The sequence below is a fragment of the Alterotamlana spongicola genome (assembly GCF_035818475.1).
Classification (GTDB): domain Bacteria; phylum Bacteroidota; class Bacteroidia; order Flavobacteriales; family Flavobacteriaceae; genus Cognatitamlana.
In genome coordinates this window covers 1-20,058 of record NZ_JAYMGV010000007.1, presented here as the reverse complement: position 1 = coordinate 20,058, position 20,058 = coordinate 1, and the positions used below count along the sequence as shown (strand labels likewise).

General features: G+C 33.4%; 21 protein-coding genes and 1 tRNA gene. 11 read left to right on the top strand and 11 right to left on the bottom strand.

Features of this window, described 5'->3' with window-relative positions:
- Together VOI54_RS17725 and VOI54_RS17720 are read right to left on the bottom strand one after the other, a co-directional pair.
- Positions 1-360 (bottom strand): AAA family ATPase (locus VOI54_RS17725; RefSeq protein ID WP_326284649.1); only part of this gene is annotated, 360 nt, incomplete at its 3' end.
- A 593-nt stretch (positions 361-953) separates the two neighbouring features.
- Positions 954-1,026, bottom strand: a tRNA-Lys gene (locus VOI54_RS17720).
- Between the two features lie 141 nt (positions 1,027-1,167).
- Here VOI54_RS17720 and VOI54_RS17715 point away from each other — a divergent pair.
- Positions 1,168-1,689 carry a shikimate kinase gene (locus VOI54_RS17715; RefSeq protein WP_326284648.1) on the top strand — a complete coding sequence of 174 codons (522 nt, stop codon included), beginning with the start codon at positions 1,168-1,170 and terminating at the stop codon, positions 1,687-1,689.
- On the opposite strand, the gene VOI54_RS17710 is transcribed toward VOI54_RS17715, so the two are convergent.
- Both VOI54_RS17710 and VOI54_RS17705 read right to left on the bottom strand, forming a co-directional pair.
- The gene (locus VOI54_RS17710) at positions 1,681-2,184 is read right to left on the bottom strand and encodes a phosphoribosyltransferase domain-containing protein (protein WP_326284647.1); all 504 of its coding nucleotides are present in this window, start codon (positions 2,182-2,184) and stop codon (positions 1,681-1,683) included. The genes VOI54_RS17715 and VOI54_RS17710 overlap by 9 nt on opposite strands.
- A 29-nt stretch (positions 2,185-2,213) precedes the next feature.
- A complete protein-coding gene (locus VOI54_RS17705; RefSeq protein WP_326284645.1) occupies positions 2,214-2,585 on the bottom strand; it encodes an RNA-binding S4 domain-containing protein in 372 nt (123 codons plus the stop codon).
- 168 nt (positions 2,586-2,753) lie between these two features.
- Between VOI54_RS17705 and VOI54_RS17700 the strand changes: the two genes are divergently transcribed.
- Positions 2,754-3,707, top strand: a complete 954-nt coding sequence (locus VOI54_RS17700) for an FKBP-type peptidyl-prolyl cis-trans isomerase (protein WP_326284643.1) — start codon at positions 2,754-2,756, stop codon at positions 3,705-3,707.
- 57 nt (positions 3,708-3,764) lie between these two features.
- Here the strand turns inward: VOI54_RS17700 and VOI54_RS17695 are convergent, their stop codons facing one another.
- Complete coding sequence (locus tag VOI54_RS17695) at positions 3,765-4,400, bottom strand: outer membrane beta-barrel protein (protein ID WP_326284641.1); 636 nt, start codon at positions 4,398-4,400, stop codon at positions 3,765-3,767.
- A 135-nt stretch (positions 4,401-4,535) separates the two neighbouring features.
- Here VOI54_RS17695 and tgt point away from each other — a divergent pair, with 135 nt between their 5' ends.
- The 6 genes from tgt to VOI54_RS17665 all read left to right on the top strand — a co-directional run bounded on the left by tgt (position 4,536) and on the right by VOI54_RS17665 (position 11,689).
- Positions 4,536-5,666: a tRNA guanosine(34) transglycosylase Tgt gene (gene tgt, locus VOI54_RS17690; protein WP_326284639.1), complete on the top strand. Its 1,131-nt coding sequence runs from the start codon at positions 4,536-4,538 to the stop codon at positions 5,664-5,666.
- Between the two features lie 6 nt (positions 5,667-5,672).
- On the top strand, positions 5,673-6,749 hold the full coding sequence (locus tag VOI54_RS17685; RefSeq protein WP_326284637.1) for an LptF/LptG family permease: 1,077 nt from the start codon (positions 5,673-5,675) through the stop codon (positions 6,747-6,749).
- Entirely contained in the window at positions 6,736-7,626 is an 891-nt protein-coding gene (locus VOI54_RS17680; RefSeq protein ID WP_326284635.1) for a DMT family transporter, read from the top strand. The genes VOI54_RS17685 and VOI54_RS17680 overlap by 14 nt, the downstream gene beginning before the upstream one ends.
- A 77-nt stretch (positions 7,627-7,703) precedes the next feature.
- A complete protein-coding gene (locus tag VOI54_RS17675; RefSeq protein WP_326284633.1) occupies positions 7,704-8,657 on the top strand; it encodes an acetyl-CoA carboxylase carboxyltransferase subunit alpha in 954 nt (317 codons plus the stop codon).
- A 169-nt stretch (positions 8,658-8,826) separates the two neighbouring features.
- On the top strand, positions 8,827-10,365 hold the full coding sequence (gene dnaB / locus VOI54_RS17670) for a replicative DNA helicase (RefSeq protein WP_326284631.1): 1,539 nt from the start codon (positions 8,827-8,829) through the stop codon (positions 10,363-10,365).
- Positions 10,366-10,432: 67 nt separating this feature from the next.
- On the top strand, positions 10,433-11,689 hold the full coding sequence (locus VOI54_RS17665; protein WP_326284630.1) for an asparagine synthetase B: 1,257 nt from the start codon (positions 10,433-10,435) through the stop codon (positions 11,687-11,689).
- 18 nt (positions 11,690-11,707) lie between these two features.
- Here the strand turns inward: VOI54_RS17665 and VOI54_RS17660 are convergent, their stop codons facing one another.
- Positions 11,708-12,142 (bottom strand): hypothetical protein, encoded by a 435-nt coding sequence (locus VOI54_RS17660; RefSeq protein WP_326284628.1) that lies wholly within the window; start codon positions 12,140-12,142, stop codon positions 11,708-11,710.
- 124 nt (positions 12,143-12,266) lie between these two features.
- Here VOI54_RS17660 and VOI54_RS17655 point away from each other — a divergent pair, with 124 nt between their 5' ends.
- Positions 12,267-12,689 carry a secondary thiamine-phosphate synthase enzyme YjbQ gene (locus VOI54_RS17655; protein ID WP_326284626.1) on the top strand — a complete coding sequence of 141 codons (423 nt, stop codon included), beginning with the start codon at positions 12,267-12,269 and terminating at the stop codon, positions 12,687-12,689.
- Positions 12,690-12,701: 12 nt separating this feature from the next.
- Positions 12,702-13,778 (top strand): adenylate/guanylate cyclase domain-containing protein, encoded by a 1,077-nt coding sequence (locus tag VOI54_RS17650; RefSeq protein ID WP_326284624.1) that lies wholly within the window; start codon positions 12,702-12,704, stop codon positions 13,776-13,778.
- A gap of 177 nt (positions 13,779-13,955) precedes the next feature.
- Here VOI54_RS17650 and VOI54_RS17645 read toward each other — a convergent pair whose 3' ends face one another.
- Positions 13,956-15,101: a hypothetical protein gene (locus VOI54_RS17645; protein ID WP_326284622.1), complete on the bottom strand. Its 1,146-nt coding sequence runs from the start codon at positions 15,099-15,101 to the stop codon at positions 13,956-13,958.
- 250 nt (positions 15,102-15,351) lie between these two features.
- On the opposite strand from VOI54_RS17645, the gene VOI54_RS17640 reads away from it, so the two are divergent.
- On the top strand, positions 15,352-16,416 hold the full coding sequence (locus VOI54_RS17640) for a sugar-transfer associated ATP-grasp domain-containing protein (RefSeq protein WP_326284620.1): 1,065 nt from the start codon (positions 15,352-15,354) through the stop codon (positions 16,414-16,416).
- Positions 16,417-16,521: 105 nt separating this feature from the next.
- Here VOI54_RS17640 and rplT read toward each other — a convergent pair whose 3' ends face one another.
- The 4 genes from rplT to thrS form a co-directional block, all read right to left on the bottom strand.
- Entirely contained in the window at positions 16,522-16,866 is a 345-nt protein-coding gene (gene rplT / locus VOI54_RS17635; protein WP_136479789.1) for a 50S ribosomal protein L20, read from the bottom strand.
- Between the two features lie 120 nt (positions 16,867-16,986).
- Entirely contained in the window at positions 16,987-17,184 is a 198-nt protein-coding gene (rpmI, locus tag VOI54_RS17630) for a 50S ribosomal protein L35 (RefSeq protein ID WP_019388182.1), read from the bottom strand.
- A gap of 76 nt (positions 17,185-17,260) precedes the next feature.
- Entirely contained in the window at positions 17,261-17,809 is a 549-nt protein-coding gene (gene infC, locus VOI54_RS17625) for a translation initiation factor IF-3 (RefSeq protein WP_326284651.1), read from the bottom strand.
- A gap of 46 nt (positions 17,810-17,855) precedes the next feature.
- Positions 17,856-19,790, bottom strand: a complete 1,935-nt coding sequence (thrS, locus tag VOI54_RS17620; protein ID WP_326284613.1) for a threonine--tRNA ligase — start codon at positions 19,788-19,790, stop codon at positions 17,856-17,858.
- Positions 19,791-20,058 lie beyond the last annotated feature (268 nt).

The following is a 20,058-nucleotide window of genomic DNA, read 5'->3' as shown; positions in this document are numbered from 1 at the left end:
AGCGGCTATAACATGAAGTTCCGGAGCTTCTTCATAAAAATATCGTAAGAGTTGAATTGCTTTTGGTTGCTCTTGTATTTCATCAATAAAAAGTAAGGTGTGATTAATATCATTAGAAGTAATGTTATTAGATATAAACAGAGCCTCAATAATGGTTTTTACATTATCTGTTTGTTCAAAGTAGGAACTATCAGATTTTTTTTCTAGGTTTAGGTATAGTCGATGCTTATAAGTTTTTGCAAACTCATTAACCAAAGTCGTTTTGCCAACTTGTCTTGCTCCTCGAATAATTAAGGGCTTTCGATTAGATTTATTTTTCCATTTATCTAACTGTTCGGTAAGGTGTCTTTTTAAGGTCAAAATAATAATTTGTTATAAAGTAAGTACAAATGTATTCTTTTTTTGTAACAAAGTAAAGGGTCTTTTTTTGTAAAATTGTAATAAAGTAAATAATGTTATTGAATTCGAATTTAGTTCTTTTCACTTTTAAGGATAATAAAAACAAATCGTACTTATTTATTTCCGGGACCACCACACTTTAAATTCGTGTTATTTTTATTAATTGGCGTTGTGCTATTATTATTAATTGATGTTGTGTGATCATTATTAATTGATGTAAATGTGTTGGTTAAACCTTGATATAAAAGAAAATTATGGACATTGGGTTGCAAGGTTCAGAGCCCGCCAGGGGGAGAACCCACGACCCTCGATTTTATTTTTTTAATGTGTTTAAAATCAGTGCTTTGCTATATATAGCGTGTGTTAGGTTAGATTAATGCTCTTTAGTGAGTTCAAAAAAAATGAAAATGTTGACGATTTAGTTAGAGTGTTGACGATTTGCGAACTCGTAACATTTTTAAAGTTATAAAACGTATCAAATAAGGCCATTTAAAACGAAAAAAACCTCCAAAATCATTAGATTTAAGAGGTTTTACCTTTATTTGATACTCCAGTGACCGGGCTGGGGCTCGAACCCAGGACCCTCTCCTTAAAAGGGAGATGCTCTACCAACTGAGCTACCAGGTCATTATGTCAAGCTATCTTGTTATCGTTAGCGGGTGCAAATATAAAACCTATTTTTAATTAAACAAGGCTTTTTTTAAAGATTTTTTTGTTTTTTTGCACCACTTAATCCTATGTTTTTAAAAATCAATTTATAACGTAAAAATGATCATTGTATTAATTGGGTATATGGCCTCTGGAAAGACGTCTATTGGAAAGAAATTGGCAAAAAAATTAAATTATGATTTTATCGATTTAGATGATTTAATAGAAGAAAAAGAAGATCTATCTGTAACCGAAGTTTTTAAAACTAAAGGAGAGGTATATTTCAGACGGCAAGAAACACATTATTTAAAGGAAGTTTTGGAGACAAAAAACAATATTATTTTATCTGTAGGTGGAGGTACACCTTGCTATAGTAATAATATGCAGACTATTTTAGAAGCTGATCATGTGACAAGTATCTATTTGAAAGCATCAATACCTACGTTAGCCGAAAAATTAATGAGGAAAAAAGCCAAACGTCCGTTAATTGCTCACATAGAAACCAAAGAAGCTATGACAGAATTTATAGGAAAACATTTGTTTGAGCGTGTACAGTTTTACAATCAGGCAGAAATAAAAATACCTATTGACGGAAAATCAAAAGATGATATTGTTGAAGATATAGTATTAAAACTATTCTAAAACCGCCTCAAATGTTTTGCCTTCTAAAACAATATGCACGTGTTCATGCAATGATGTTGACAATGAAATGCCTTTAAAATCGGCCTTTACAGGATATTTTTTATGATTTCTATTAACCAGTACAGCGGTTTTAAACTGTTTTAAAGGGACATCTAAAAAGTGCTTTACTCCATAAATTAGAGTCGTTCCGGAGTTTAAAACATCATCTACCAGAACCAAAGATTTATTTTTGTAATCTTCCGGAGATATAGAAGTTGAAATACGTTCCCAGGGGTGCTTTTTGTCAATGGTAACTTTACAAAGTACAGGGGTGATTTCAGATATTTTTTGAAGAACCGTTTTTAATTTTTTGGCTAGCATATAACCGTTCTTATCAATACCGGCCAGAACAACCTCAGTTTCATTAACATTACTCTCATATATCTGGAATGCAATACGCCTTATTTTATGATTGATCTCGTTGTGATTAAGTATGACATTATTCTTAACACCCATAATAGTCTATTGTAAATTAAAATATAAAATTACTCATTTTCCTCAGTAAAATCATCAATATCCCGTCTATCTTTTTTTGTAGGCCTACCGGTACCTTTCTTTCTGTAATAATCTTTAGAATATTTTAAAAGTTCTCTGGCTTCAAATTGCTCTTTTGGAGTTATATCTGTTCTGTAAATATCAACAAGTTTGGCACCAACTCTATTGGGAGGCAGATCATTGACCTTTAGTTTATAGTTTATTTGATCTTTTCTTAATTCAATCAAATCAGTAGGATAAACCTCTCTGCTGGGCTTTACAGGCTCTTGGTTTACTCGTACTTGCCCTTTCTTACAAGCTGTTGTAGCCTGTGTTCTTGTTTTATAATACCTAACACACCATAAATACTTGTCTACACGCATATAATTATTGATAAAACTCCGTTAATGTTTTTGTGCAAGATTATATTAAAATTGTATCTTGCGACCTCAAAAATAAGGAATATAAAAGATTCCTTGGTATGTATCAGAAATCAATAGTCTGATATACACTGAAAACTATTTTGCTCTAAAGAATAAAAAAGATTGAAAATGAAGTTAAGAAAAATTAGTATATTTTTTCTGTGCTTAGCACTGGGGATTTTGTCTTGTAAAAAAGATGATGAAGGAGATATTCCGGTAGTACCTGAAAGAGATAGGGATGAACAACAGATTGCAGATAAAGATTCTATAGTGGCTTATTTGGAAAGCCATTACTATAATGCCAGTGAATTTGACGGATCTAATCCAAATCCTAGCGCTAAGGATTTAATTATAACTAAGCTTGAAGCAGGAGAAACGGTTCCTGATGGTCACAGATTATTGAGTCAGGACTATATCACAAAAGAGCTCACCTTTGCCGATACAGATTATGAGATATTTTACATTGATTTAAATGAAAATGTAAGCGATGATGCGATTTCTCCCAGTTTTGCAGATAATGTTTTAGTAACCTATGAAGGGTTTAGGCTAGACCATGATGTATTTGATAGTGCTGCTACACCTGTTGAGTTTGACCTAACCACTTTAATTCCGGGATGGAGAAAAGTGTTACCGGAGTTTAAAGTTGCTGAAGATTTTGTTGAAAACGGTGATGGTACTGTTGATTTTTTAAATCATGGTGTAGGAGTTATGTTTGTACCTTCGGGATTGGCATATTTTTCAAGCGGAACTTCCGGAATTCCGGCTTATACACCTATTATTTTCAAGTTTGATTTGTTGCAAGCATATGAGAATGATCATGATAATGACTTAGTGCCTTCTTATCTGGAGGATTATAATACGCTTGATGGAGAGTTTACTTTAAATTCCAGTTCTGAAGCACATGATGGAGATGATACTGATGGCGATACCTTCCCGGATTATTTTGATGCAGATGATGATGGAGATGGCGTACCAACCAGAAATGAAGATATTGATAAAGATGGTGATCCAACAAATGATATAGGTAAAAACGGCATACCAAAATACCTGGACCCTGAAGAAACAGAATCTAATGGACTATAACAAAAAAACCTCGCTATTGCGAGGTTTTTTTGTTTTTATAATGTTTGTCTTTTAAAACTATAGTAGAAGTGATAAACTTAAAATTAATTGGCTGGGCCTGGTATTAATTCTACTTTCAGCATCAATAATATTATCATTTATAAACCGGGCTTCATTTTTATTAAAACCGCGTTCATACCTTAAGTCAATTCCAAATTTATTAAGGTTAAATCCAACACCAAAATTTAGTCCTACTGTAAAATCTTTTTCTATATCATTAATAGAAATACCCGAAAATTCAGAATCTAATATATACTGAAATGCTGGTCCGCCAAATACACTTAAAGGTCCTAAAACATTTAAACCAACCAATATTGGAGCATCAATTTTTTGCATTTTAAAAGAGTCATTGTCGTAATCACTTTTTGTACTGGTATATACAAGTTCAGGTCTGAAATATAAGTCATTTCCAAATTTGCCGAAGGCACCTAAATGGAAGCCAGACTTACTGCTCGGGTTTTTATAGGCATCATTAATAGCATCAAAGTAATCCCCGTTAGAATTGTAATTCAACCCACCTTTGATACCAAAACCCTGAGCCGTTTGGGCATAAGCCAGAGAAGTTGTGATGAGAACTAAAAAAAGATAAAGTAAACCTTTAAACTTAAAAGGACTAAGCTTTAATAATTTGTCAAATGATTTTAAGATTTTCATAATTGTTCGTTTTTAGATTTGATTTACAGTAACAAAAACGTTGCCAAAACATTATTATTTTCTTTTTAATACAATCATTTTCATTTTTCAGTTATTTATCTTTGCCCACTAAAGTGAGTAATGCTATAAATAAGTATGAAGTTTGAATTAAAAGCCCAAGACGCACAAAGCAAGGCCAGAGCAGGAAAAATAACAACGGATCACGGTACTATTGAAACGCCAATTTTTATGCCGGTAGGAACAGTGGCTACGGTAAAAGGGGTACACCAGCGCGAATTAAAAGAGGATATAAATCCAGATATTATTTTAGGGAATACCTACCACTTATATTTAAGACCGCAAACAGACATTATTGAGCAAGCAGGAGGCTTACACAAATTTATGAATTGGGATCGAAATATTTTAACCGATTCAGGAGGATACCAGGTATACTCACTTTCAGCTAATAGAAAGATTAAAGAAGAAGGCGTAAAATTTAAATCTCATATTGATGGGAGTTATCATGTATTTACACCTGAAAATGTTATGGAAATTCAACGTAGCATTGGAGCAGACATTATAATGGCCTTTGATGAATGTACGCCTTACCCCTGTGATTATAATTATGCTAAACGCTCTATGCATATGACGCATCGTTGGTTAGACAGATGTATCAATCACCTGGAGAAAACACCACTAAAATATAACTATAATCAAGCATTTTTTCCCATAGTACAAGGAAGTACATATAAAGATTTGCGTATGCAATCTGCAGAATATATAGCAAATGCCGGGGCAGTTGGTAATGCCATTGGTGGTTTATCTGTTGGAGAACCAGCAGAAGAAATGTATGCCATGACTGATGTGGTTTGTTCTATTTTACCAGAAGATAAACCAAGATATTTAATGGGAGTTGGTACACCAATCAATATTTTAGAAAATATTGCGTTAGGAGTAGATATGTTTGATTGCGTCATGCCAACACGTAACGCCAGAAACGGTATGTTATTTACAGCTTACGGAACCATTAATATAAAGAATAAAAAATGGGCAGCAGATTTTTCACCAATAGATGAAATGGGTATAACATTTGTAGATACAGAGTATTCAAAAGCATATTTAAGACATTTATTTACAGTTAATGAATTGTTAGGTAAGCAAATAGCAACTATACATAATTTAGGCTTTTATTTATGGTTGGTTCGCGAAGCTAGAAAACATATATTAGCAGGAGATTTTAAAATTTGGAAAGATAAAATGGTAAAGCAAATGGACAATCGTTTATAATTGCACATGAAAATTTTAGACTGGTACATATTAAAACGCTATTTATTTACATTTTTTATGATGTTACTGCTTTTTATTCCAATTGCAGTAACTGTTCATTTAGCGGAGAAGATTGGTAAAATTTTGGATAATGAAGTGCCATTGAATGAAGTTTTAATATACCTCTTAGACTTTACCATTTACTTTGCTCATTTATTATTCCCGCTCTTTTTGTTTTTATCGGTTATTTGGTTTACATCAAAATTGGCTAATAACACAGAAGTTATTGCGTTTTTGAGTTCGGGAGTATCATTTAGTCGCTTTTTAAGGCCCTACTTACTAGGCGCTTTAGCTGTGGGTATATTGGCAATTATCTTAGGGATGTTTTTGGCTCCAAAAGCCAGTGAAGGCTTTAATGCATTTAGCTACAAGTATTTTAAAAAGGGGAGAGGAGTTGCAGAGACAACTAATGTTTTCAGGCAAATAAATGATAATGAAATTATTTATGTTAGCAATTTTGATATTAAAAGTCATACGGGACATAACTTTACCCTGGAGCGTTTTGAGGGCAATCAAATGCTATATAAAATTTCTGCTACCAGAATAAAATACATTGAAAAAGATACTGTTTACAGATTATCAAATTATGTGAAAAGAGATATAGGTGCAGATGAAGATAAACTGGAAATACTAAAGACAAAAGATACACTTTTTAGTTTTGACGTAGATGATCTCATTCCTGTTATTTATGCAGCCGAGACAAAAATGTATGGAGACCTGAAGCGCTTTATAGAAAAAGAAGAGGATAGGGGGTCATCAAATGTAGGGCGTTTTAAATTGGTGCTGTACAGAAAATGGAGTCTTCCGGTTTCAGTATTTATTCTAACAATAATCGCTGTCGCGGTATCTTCTATTAAGAGAAGAGGAGGCATGGGGGTTAATCTAGCGGTAGGAATCTGTATCGCTATGGTTTTTGTATTCTTTGATAAAGTTTTTGGGGTTATGGCAGAGCAATCTGATTTTCCTCCGTTGATTGCCGTGTGGTTTCCCAATATCATTTTTGGTATTTTAGCAATTTACTTGTTATATAATGCCAAACGCTAAGGTCAAAAATTATTTACATCTTCATTTTTTAGTTTTTATTGCCGGATTTACAGCTATTTTAGGAGAGTTGATCACCATTAACGCCATTGCATTGGTATGGTATAGAATGGTAATAGCTTCAGTTTTAATGTTTCTATATATTAAAATTGTAAAGGTAAAATTAAGAATCAGTATAAGATCAATGGTTCGGCTTTCCATAGCAGGAATCATTATTGCATTACACTGGATAACTTTTTTTGGAGCTATCAAAGAAGCTAACATATCAATAACTCTAGCTATGTTTTCAACCGGGGCTTTTTTTGCATCTTTTATAGAGCCAATAATTTACAAAAGGCGCATCATTTGGTATGAAATAATATTTGGTATCATTGTAATATTTGGTGTTTTTATAATAACACAAAGTGAAATAAAATATCTTACGGGGATTCTTTTAGGGATTTCATCCGCTTTTTTTTCATCATTATTTGCCGTGTTAAACGGAAGCTTTTTAAAACAGCATACGGCAACAGTCATTTCTTTTTATGAATTTTTAAGCGGTGTATTTTTTATATCTATATACATGCTATGCTTTGGGGGTGGTTTTTCAGAAGAGTTTTTCAACATAACCTGGCCTGATCTAAAGTACCTCTTTATTTTGGCATCAGTTTGTACAGCGTATGCCTTTATAGCTTCAGTACACGTCATGAAAATAATAAGTCCATATACCGTCGTTTTAACCTATAATTTAGAACCTGTTTACGGTATTATAATGGCTGTTTTATTGTTTCCTGAAAAAGAAAAAATGAGCATGTCGTTTTATTACGGAGCACTTATAATCATTAGCGTTGTGCTTATAAATGCAATAATAAAGAATAGTAGAAAATTAAAAAGAAAGTAATCTTAACAACATAACATGATTAAAGTTTTTATATTTGCATACTAACCAAAGATTAATATAGCAATAACTAAATTCCTATGGAATATTTAGAATTTGAACTCCCGATAAAAGAACTTGAAGACCAATTAGATAAGTGTAAGTTAATTGGAGAAGAAAGTGACGTAGATGTTACTGAAACCTGTTCGCAAATTGAGAAAAAGTTAAAAGAGACTCAAAAAGATTTATATAAGAATTTGACACCCTGGCAACGTGTGCAATTATCAAGACACCCGGACAGGCCCTATACCTTAGATTATATAAAAGCCATTTGTGGAAATTCGTTTTTAGAACTTCACGGTGATAGAAGTTTTAAGGATGATAAGGCTATGATAGGTGGATTAGGTAAAATTGGGGATCAGAGTTTTATGTTTATTGGTCAACAAAAAGGTTATAATACCAAAACAAGACAATATAGGAATTTTGGTATGGCTAATCCGGAAGGTTATAGAAAAGCGTTACGTTTAATGAAGTCTGCTGAGAAATTTGGTATTCCTGTAGTAACACTTTTAGACACACCGGGCGCCTATCCGGGGTTAGAAGCTGAAGAACGAGGGCAAGGTGAAGCCATTGCCAGAAACATATTGGAGATGACCCGTTTAAAAGTACCTGTAATTACTATTGTAATTGGAGAGGGTGCTTCCGGAGGAGCCTTAGGAATTGGTGTTGGAGACAAAGTCTTGATGTTGGAAAATACCTGGTATTCAGTTATTTCCCCTGAATCTTGTTCTTCAATTTTATGGCGTAGCTGGGAGTATAAGGAACAAGCGGCAGAAGCATTAAAGTTGACAGCCGATGATATGAAAAAATTGAAATTAGTTGATCAAATTATAAAAGAGCCGTTAGGTGGAGCACATAGAGATCGTAAAAAGACATTTAAATCTGTAAGTGATGCCATTATAAAATCTTATGAAGATCTTAAAAACTTATCACCAATCGATTTAGTATCTCAGCGTATGGATAAATATGCCAACATGGGAGTGTATAAAAGCTAAGTCGTTTAAAACCACAATGTACTAAAAATCTGAAGTTAGGCACTTCAGGTTTTTTTATGCTTATTGACAATATTTTTAACTTATTAACAGTTAAATTGTTGAAGAGTGGTTAACAATCAGAACAATTAAAACACTATTAAAACCTTTCTTTTTAATTACTTTCGTAGTTATGAAACAACCAAATCAACTCACCGGGTATAAAGTCGATAAGAGTACCCTAATCAGCCTTGAAAAAGGAAAGATTCCACCGCAAGCACTTGATTTAGAAGAAGTTGTGTTAGGAGCTATGATGATTGATAAAAAAGGAGTTGATGAAGTTATTGATATTTTAAGTGCTGAATCCTTTTATAAAGAGGCCCATCAACATATTTTTGAAGCTATATTTCAATTGTTTGAAAACAGTGAACCTGTAGACTTATTAACCGTTTCAACGCAGTTAAAGAAGAATTCAAAGTTAGAATTGGTAGGAGGAGATTTTTATTTGATTTCATTAACACAGAAAGTATCATCTTCGGCACACATTGAGTTTCATGCACGCATAATTTTACAGAAGTATATACAGCGTAGTTTAATCAAAATTTCAAGTGAGATTATTGAAGATTCTTATGATGAAACTAAAGATGTATTTGATTTATTAGATAATGCGGAATCAAAACTTTATGAAGTTACCCAGGGTAATATCAAAAAGTCTAGTGAAACTGCTCAGGAATTAGTCATACAGGCTAAAAAGAAAATTGAAGAGATTTCAAATAAAGAAGGGCTAAGTGGAATACCAACTGGGTTTCATAAACTAGACAAGTTAACGTCCGGTTGGCAGCCATCAGATTTAATCATTGTTGCTGCACGTCCAGGAATGGGAAAAACAGCTTTAACACTATCTATGGCCAGAAATATTGCTGTAGATCAAAATATTCCTGTAGCGTTCTTTTCATTAGAGATGGCCTCGGTACAGTTGATTACACGTTTAATTTCCAGTGAAACAGGTTTGTCTTCAGAAAAATTACGTACAGGGAAACTTGAAAAACACGAGTGGGAGCAACTTAATGTTAAAGTAAAAGGCCTGGAAAAAGCGCCATTGTTTATTGATGACACGCCATCGTTATCAATTTTTGATTTAAGAGCGAAAGCACGCCGTTTAGCCTCACAACATGGTATTAAGATGATCATGATTGATTATTTGCAATTAATGACAGGAGGAACCAGTCATGGTGGAAATCGTGAACAGGAGATTTCTATGATTTCAAGAAACCTTAAAGCTTTGGCAAAAGAGCTAATGGTTCCGGTAATAGCTCTGTCTCAGTTATCGCGTGCCGTGGAGACTCGTGGAGGAAGTAAACGCCCGTTGTTATCAGATTTACGTGAGTCTGGTGCTATTGAACAGGATGCAGATATTGTATCATTTATCTATAGACCAGAATACTATAAAATAGATGAATGGGATGATGAAGAGCGTTCACCTACAGAAGGACAGGCAGAATTTATTGTTGCAAAACACCGTAATGGAGGGTTGGAGAATATTCGTTTAAAATTCTTAGGCCATTTAGGTAAATTTGATAATTTAGACGATTTTGATTCACCTTTTGAATTTCATTCTAAAATGAATGCTGCTGCAAATGATGATACATTTAAAGCTGATAATTTCAAGGCCAGTCCAGATCAGGCTTTTGGAAGTTCGTTTAATGATGATGACAATGAAGTTCCGTTCTAATCTCATTTAAAACCTAAAGTTTTTTTAAAAAACATATTCAAATTCAATTTTTGAGTATCTTTCGCCTATGAAGAAAGCCCTATTCATATTTTTGATATTTATATCTACTCAGGTTTATGCCTCATACATCCTTATACCTATGGATGCTGAAAGTCAAAAAAATCACCTTAAAGCTTATGGTATGACCTATTGGACACTTAATAAAGAGTTAAAGGTTAAATGGTTACTAAATTATAGAGGAGGAGCTTTCTTATTGCCGGATACCGAAGCTATACAACGAGAATGTCAGATCAGAGGTGTGTCCTTTGAAGTAATATCTAATACTCAAACAGAAACTATTCTCGAAGAAATTAGTAGTCCAAGTCAAAATATGGAAGCTGTAGTATTAGAAAAGGCGCCTAAAATAGCGGTATATACACCAAAAGGGAAACAGCCTTGGGATGATGCAGTAACCATGGTTTTACAATATGCTGAAATTCCTTATGAAACTATTTATGATGAGGAAGTTTTAAATGATGGCCTGTTAGTCTATGACTGGTTGCATTTACATCATGAAGATTTTACCGGGCAATATGGTAAATTTTATGCACAGTATAGAGCAACATCATGGTATATCCAGGAGAAAAAAGATGCTGAAAAATTAGCACAGGAATTGGGATATGCTAAAGTGTCAGAAGAAAAACTAGCAGTAGCTTTAAAAATCAGAGATTATGTAGTAGGTGGGGGCTTTATGTTTGCCATGTGTAGCGCAACTGATAGTTTTGATATTGCATTGTCTGCAGAAGGTGTAGATATTTGTGAGCCTATGTTTGATGGCGATGGAAGTGAAGCCGGTTATCAGAATAAAATTGATTATAGCAAAACCTTTGCCTTTACAGATTTTACCTTGGAAAGAAGTCCAAAAATATATGAGTTTTCATCAATTGATATGACAAGAAAACGCATGATTCCAAGAACGGCAGATTATTTTTCATTGATGGAGTTCTCAGCTAAATGGGATCCAATACCTACAATGCTTTGCCAAAATCACACGGCTTTAGTTAAAGGGTTTATGGGGCAAACCACTTCTTTTAATCGGGATGAGATAAAATCCAATGTATTGGTTTTAGGTGAAACAAAATCTAATGGCGAGGCAAAATATATTCATGGTATTAAAGGAAAGGGCTTTTTTACGTTTTATGGTGGACATGATCCGGAAGATTATCAGCACAGGGTAGGAGATGCCAAAACCGAGCTTGATTTACACCCTACATCGCCAGGATATCGTCTTATATTAAACAATGTACTGTTTCCGGCTGCCAGAAAGAAAAAACAAAAGACTTAGAAGCTGAATTAATAGCTTTTAATTAACTATGACCACAGATTTTTCAAATGTATAGATGAAAAGGTCTGCTCCGCTGCCGGTAGACGTTATATTTTGATTTAGAATAAAGGTTTCTGTATCTTCAGATATAGTAACTAAACCATACTCAATACCATCAATGGTAAGAAACAGGTCTTCGTCTTTTTCTATAAATAAGTGGTTATAAGTGCCAGAGTCTAATCCATCTTCAAGAGAATTGTCGTCGTTATTATTTAAAACACTTAAGGTGCCATCAAGATTATTAAATCTCCATACTATAATGCCGGATTCAAAATCTGTATTGATACCAGCTAAGCCACCTGAGACATTAATAAGACTCCATTGGGTAATAGAAACTTCATTATCAGGGGTGTCATCACTAATGCTACAGCTTGTTAGGGTAATCAGGCAAATTATGATAAATAGGTATTTCATTTTTATAAAAGGTTTTCAGTTTATAATTTAGATGAAAATTATCAAAAAGGTTGCGTGAAATAACTGTTAAAAGAAGTAAATTGAACAACAGGTTATTTGAAGTTAATCCATAATATATGTACCTATGAAGATTTTTCAAAAAGAGTTAAAATTGAAACCTTACCCCAGAGGTTTTCACTTAATTACAGATGAGGTTATAGCGGTAATTCCGGAAATTAATGAGATTGAAATAGGGCAATTACAGGTTTTTATCAAACATACTTCTGCTAGTTTAACTATAAATGAAAATGCCGATCATACAGTAAGATCTGATTTTGAAAGCCATTTTAATAAGGCAGTTCCTGAACATGCGCCCTATTACAAACATACCTATGAAGGTTCTGACGATATGCCTGCGCATATTAAAGCATCTTTATTAGGAGCATCTGTTCAAATTCCAATATCAAATGGGCAATTAAATTTAGGAATTTGGCAAGGTATTTATTTGTGTGAACATAGAAACTATGGCGGTGCCAGAAAACTGGTCATCACTATATTTGGCGTTTAAAATTAAAGGTTTATGAGTTTAAAGAAGTTTTTAGTTTATATCATTCAATCTGTGGCATTCTGGATGTTTGCATTTTTCTTGTATATCTTTATTAAATATAACGGACTGGAAAAGGAGCTTAAGATCTACACAGATGATATTCTAAACCTCCCCGAATTTGAATATTATCAATTTGCCTTGATGCTTGGAATTATTATGGGGATATTTTATGCTATAGTTGAATTTCTGTTTGATGTCTACTTTAGTAAAAAAATGGTACTGGGAGCAGGAATACTTGTTAAATCTGTTATTTATTTTGCTCTCATTGTTGTTATATTGAGCATATTATCCGTCTTTATAGAAGAACGTATTGATATAGATTTACCCAATGAACGTGGTTGGTGGCACAAGGATCCGTTTTTTTGGAATACCGTTTTATATTTTGTGGCCTCTTCCATTGTTTTTGCATTAATAAAGATTGCGAACGATAAGTTTGGACCGGGGGTGTTTTTAAATATGATTTTAGGAACCTATAAAAAACCAAAAGAAGAATCAAGAATTCTAATGTTTTTGGATTTGAAGAATTCTACAAAAATAGCAGAACAATTAGGTCATGAAGTCTATAGTAAGTTTATACAGGATTGTTTTATAGATTTAAATAGTGTGTTAAGGCGATATGAGGCAGATGTGTATCAGTATGTAGGAGATGAAGCAGTATTGACATGGACCACAAAAAAGGGATTTAGAAAAAATAATAGTGTAAACTTGTTTTTTGCATTTATTGATAAATTAAAAAGCAGGGAAGCATATTATCAAAAGAAGTATAACTATCAGCCCGAATTTAAAGCAGGGGTGCACTGTGGTAAATTAATGATTGCAGAAGTGGGTACAATAAAAAAGGAACTGGCTTTTCATGGAGATGTCATTAATACAGCCTCCAGGATCCAGGATTTGTGTAATACCTATAATGCTGAATTGTTAGTTTCTCAATCGGTACTGGAAAAATCGTTGATTACCCTTAAATATGAAGCCAAACTATTAGGGGACCTGGAATTAAAGGGAAAGATAAAAACCTTAAAAGTTTATGCTATAGCAAACCATAAATCATAAGGGGAAATTAAATATTTAGTTTATAACTGGATAATAAAATAAATGCGTTATGGATTGGAAAGGAAAGCCTGACCCGTGCAAGGGCTTACTGAAAGGGGAGAGGAAGGCCCAAAACATATAAATAAAAAATCCGATTCAATAAGAACCGGATTTTTATGTTTAATACTTACTATATTTTTATGCACCTAGAAGGAATCTAAAATATGTAGCCCAATTGTTTCCGGGGAAATCACATCCATCAGCCCAAAGCGTTTCCTCACAATCACCTCCATCACAAGGAATTGTATAAGGTATTAATATGGGTTGAAGTACGCCATTGTCAATAATTAGCATAGTGTCTTCACCACATTCAGGGCTATATCCGTCGCCATTAGCTATCGCAAGGTTATATATTTCCAAGCCCTTAATCTTAATGTTTTCACCAGCAGGTAATTTCAGGTTGGCATTACAAGAGTTACATTCTTGATCATTTAATAATTTCCAAAATGCCCATTGAATATGACCGTATAAATAATTACCACCATCTAAAAGAGTATCTATATTATTTAATAACCATAGTGCATTATCTAAGTTACCACTTTGAGAGATTAAACCAGATAAATCGTCATTTATTGAATAAACATTGAAATCAGTATAACATTTATCTTCTCCAGATGAATCAATAGATTTTGATACATCTACACACCAGGCCCAGTAATCACCGGATAGTGCACCGTCAGCAATAGAAGCCTTAAAGTAAGAACGGGCATTTTCTATTTCACGACCGGTTCTTAAGCAAAAACCGGTGGTTTCTGGTATGTTTGACTCAACATTACCTATATGGTCTGGAACGCAATTAACTACGCCATGTACGGCAAAATATGTGCCTTTATCTATAGGTACTGAATAGGTGTAACTTGAAACACAATCATGAGTAGATTTAAATTCAAATTGACCAGGGATAGGATTGCCATTGGCCATTGGAAAATCTAAAGGATCTTGAACTACCGAAATGTGCGTTTCTGTTAAGCAATATTCATTATTAGTAATATTATAAGTAATATCATAATTACCATTATTAAACTTTACAGTTAGTTCGCCTACCAAAATGTGCTGTCCTGCATACAAATTTATAGGGTTTGAAAAAACTGAAGGGTCGCATTCAGCATCAAAAACAAGGTCGGGTTTTCCTCGTTTTTTTGATTTTGATGTGTCGGAAGGGTCAGAGATTAATTGCTCATTTAGTTCTTCTGTTTGTAGTTCTTCTGTTTGACAGCTAAAAAAAGCAAAGAGTAATGCCACAACAAAAACATGAACAACACTGTAATGTAATTTAGTTTTCATAATAAACTTTTGATTTTAGATTAAAATCTTTCTTTTAAGAATTTTTTGTAGCTATTAACCGTCTGGTATTTACTAAATTATATAGAATAACAGTTGTTTTTATAAAAAATGGATAAAGCCTGTTTTTTTTCGTTTAAGTGATTTTTACTTTTATTTAGTCGCTTCTAATCTGTATTTTATCGGTTATGCTTTTTTACTTTAACCTTACTTTATCAAAAAATACTAACTTAACACCTCAAATAATGATGTAATGGTTGCTACATTTAAATCGTTTATTTATAAAAGCTTTGTATACCTTAAGGGTAAAGCTTATGTGTATAAGCTTACATACCAGTATAGGAAAGTTATAAAGCAAAGATTGCGAAATAAGCTCCAGGTATTAAGCAGAGTGCAGAATAAGGAGATTAAGGCTTTTTATAATAGTTATGGTTATAAAAATGTAAAAACATGGTGGCATGAGTTTTATTATTCAAATAACCATATGTTCTCCGTAAAATATGTGCCTGAAGATCTTTTTCATGCAGTTATAAGTAAAAAATTTAATCAAATGAGGCAATGGCCATCTTTACTGGATAAAAATTTATTAGGTTTAATGTTTAGAGACTTTAAACAGCCCTATCCCATTTTAAAAAACATAAATGGGTTTTATTATATAGACGGTAAAATAGTTTCGGAAGAAGAGGCTATTAACAGGATTGTGAACGAAGGTGACCGAATGGTTATTAAACCTACTATTGATTCTGGTAATGGACAAGGTGTTATATCTGTATCATTTGATAATGATATTGCCGTAAAAAACTTATTTAGAACATATAAGAAAGATTTTATTGTTCAAAAAATAGTAATTCAGCATGAAACTTTACAAGAGCTAAACTTTAGTTCATTAAATACCATTCGGGCTATATCTTATTTAAATGAAAAAGGGGTACATGTTTTATCTTCTGTTATTAGAATTGGTAACTCAGGAAGTTTCACTGATAATTTCGAAGACGGAGGTATGGCATGTGGGATTAATGAAAATGGTATGTTAAAAAAAGTAGGTTATCTTTTTAATGGTGTTAGTAAAACAAAAACTAATACAGGTATTATCTTAGGAGACATAAGAATTCCTTCCTATAATAAAATAGTTGAGCAAGTAAAGGATATGCATACATTGATACCGTATTTTAGGTTAGTTTCTTGGGATATTGGAATAGATATTAAAGGGAAACCTGTTTTAATAGAGTATAATACATACCATCAAAATATTACGATGCATCAATTGGTAAATGGGCCACTTTTTGGTGATTTTACAGAGGAGATTTTAAAAGCCTGATTATATAAAGTGGTCAACTTGTGTAGAAAATAAAAAAATCCGATTCAATTAAGAACCGGATTTTAAAATTAAGCGAATAATATGTTTTACAATAGGCAAAATGCCTTACTTTACTTTATCAATTACAGCTTTAAAAGCTTCAGGGTTATTCATAGCTAAATCTGCTAAAACCTTACGGTTTAATTCAATATCATTAGCTTTTAATTTCCCCATGAATTGAGAATAAGATAAACCATGTTCTCTGGCACCAGCGTTAATACGCGTAATCCATAAAGCACGGAATGTTCTCTTTTTATTTCTACGGTCTCTATACGAGTATTGCATCGCTTTGTCAACCGCATTTTTGGCTACTGTCCAAACGTTTTTACGTCTTCCAAAATAACCTTTTGCTTGTTTAAGAACCTTTTTTCTTCTGGCTCTTTTTGCTACAGAATTTACTGATCTTGGCATAATTTTAAATGTTTTTTGTAGTAGGCGGTTTACTCGTTATTTAAAACTTTTAACGTTTCAACTCTTTTAATGAGCCTAACTCCAGGGTTTATAAATTTGTTTTAACCGATTAAAACTAAATTACTTTAAACGTAACATGGTTTTAATATTGTCTTCGTCAGCCTTATGCACTAATGTGTCATGGGTTAACGCAAGCTTACGCTTTTTAGATTTCTTTGTTAAGATGTGACTCTTAAAAGCGTGCTTTCTTTTAATCTTACCAGTACCAGTTAACTTAAAGCGTTTTTTGGCACTAGATTTTGTTTTCATTTTAGGCATTTTCTTTTCCTAGTTTTTAATTATTTCGCTTAATTATTTTTATATGCCGAACTTGTTTTCAGCATCTTACTTACTTTTATTTCTTTTCTTTTTTAGGAGCAATAAACATGGTCATACGCTTACCTTCTAAACGAGGCATTTGTTCAACCTTTCCAAATTCTTCAAGGTCTTGTGCTAATCTTAACAATAAAATTTGACCTTGCTCCTTAAATATTATAGAACGTCCTTTAAAAAAAACAAAAGCTTTTAATTTGGCTCCTTCTTTTAAGAACTTTTCTGCATGCTTCTTTTTAAACTGATAGTCATGGTCATCTGTTTGAGGGCCAAAACGTATCTCTTTAATGACAACTTTTGTAGCTTTAGATTTTAAAGCTTTATCGCGTTTCTTTTGTTCATAAAGAAACTTTTTATAATCCATAACTTTACAAACAGGCGGATCAGCATTTGGAGAAATCTCAACAAGATCCAATTCCTGCTCATTAGCTATTCTCATGGCGTCTCCTTTGGTATAAATACCAATTTCTACGTTGTCTCCAACAAGACGTAGTTTTTGTGCAGTAATCTTAGAGTTAATCTTATGCTTGTCCTCTTGTAAAACCCTTCTGGGTTGCTGTCTTCTTCTAATTGCTATGGCGTACGGTTTTTAAATTAAACTTAATTATACTTTTTTCTTAAAACGATTTTAACGTTTTTTTTATGTCTTCTTTTATTATTTTAGAGAAAGCTTCTACAGAAATCATTCCTAAATCAGCTCCACCATGCTGACGTACAGTGATTTTGCCTTCTTTCTCTTCTTGTTCACCAATAATGAGCATATATGGGTGTTTTTGAATTTCAGCTTCCCTGATTTTCTTACCAATAGTCTCATTTCTGTGGTCTACGAGGGCGCGAATTTCGTTATTTTCTAGCAAATTTAAAACTTTTTCAGAGTATTTTTCGTATTTCTCGCTAATTGATAAGATTATAGCCTGCGTTGGCATTAACCAAAGCGGGAAATTCCCTCCAGTATGTTCCAGTAATAAAGCAACAAAACGCTCCATACTTCCAAAAGGAGCACGATGAATCATAATTGGTCTGTGGGATTCATTATCACTACCCTTATAAGTCAAATCAAAACGCTCTGGTAAATTGTAATCAACTTGAATGGTACCAAGTTGCCAACGTCTTCCTAAAGCATCTTTAACCATAAAGTCTAGTTTAGGACCATAAAAAGCCGCTTCACCGGTTTCTATAACATAATTTAACCCTTTATCTTGAGCTGCATTTATAATAGCTTGTTCAGCTTTTTCCCAATTTGCAACATCACCTATATATTTGTCTGGGTTTTCAGGATCCCTTACAGAAACCTGGGCCGTAAAATTTTCAAATCCTAAAGAACCAAATACATATAATACCAGATCAATAACATTTTTGAACTCTTCATCCAGTTGTTCGGGCATACAAAATAAATGAGCATCATCTTGAGTAAACCCTCTAACACGAGTTAATCCGTGTAATTCACCACTTTGCTCATATCTATAAACCGTACCAAACTCAGCATAACGCTTAGGTAAGTCTTTGTAACTCCATTGTGTGCTTTTATAAATTTCACAATGATGAGGACAATTCATAGGTTTCAGTAAAAACTCTTCATCTTCTTTTGGTGTTTGGATAGGTTGAAAACTATCCTCACCATATTTAGCATAATGACCGGAAGTGATATATAAATCTTTTTGTCCAATATGGGGTGTTACCACCATTTCATATCCGGCTTTCTTTTGGGCAGCCTTTAAAAAGTTCTCTAAACGCTCACGCAAAGCGGCTCCTTTTGGCAACCATAAAGGCAGTCCTTGTCCAACCTTTTGAGAAAAAGTAAAAAGTTCTAACTCCTTACCTAATTTTCTATGATCACGCTTTTTAGCTTCTTCAAGCATTTGTAAATATTCAGTAAGCTCCTTTTGTTTCGGGAATGAAATGCCGTAAACACGGGTTAATTGAGGTTTGTTTTCGTCGCCACGCCAATATGCACCAGCAACACTTAAAACCTTAACAGCTTTTATAATACCTGTATTAGGTATATGTCCGCCTCGACATAAGTCGGTAAAAGTAGCATGGTCACAGAATGTAATAGTGCCGTCCTCTAAGTTTTCAATGAGTTCGGTTTTAAAAACATTGTCTTTATATAATTCTAAAGCTTCGGCTTTGGTAGCAGAACGCATTTTAAAATCGTGTTTTCCACGGGCTATGTCCAACATCTTATTTTCAATAGCTTTAAAATCTTTTTCAGATACTGTATGTTCACCAAAATCTACATCATAATAAAACCCATTTTCAATGGCCGGGCCAATAGTAAGTTTTGCCCCTGGATATAGTTCCTCAATGGCTTGCGCTAATACGTGCGCACTACTATGCCAAAAAGCAGTTTTGCCCTCGTCATCCCTCCATGTATATAAAACCAAAGAACCGTTGGTGGTTAATGGTGTAACAGTTTCTACAGTTGTACCATTAAAATTTGCCGAAATTACATTTCTAGCAAAACCCTCGCTTATGCTTTTTGCAACGCCCATTGGTGTAATACCTTCATCAAAGGTCTTTACACTGCCATCAGGTAAAGTAATATGTATCATAAATTAAATTCAAATTCGGCTGCAAAGATAATAGTATAAACACAGACCTACAATATATAACATAAAAAAGGGGGGCTACATTTAATCTTTAAGATAGAAGTAGGGTAAAGGATAAGGTATTTAGTTTGTAGTAATCCGGTTTTGGTTTTTATGGGGTTATAATAGGATTGGTGTGGTGTTCTTTATATATAAGGATTATATATTAGGATTAGAAAGGAGTTGAGTTTAAGACTAAAGAGTGTGGATAAAGAGGTATTAAGAGGCTGTA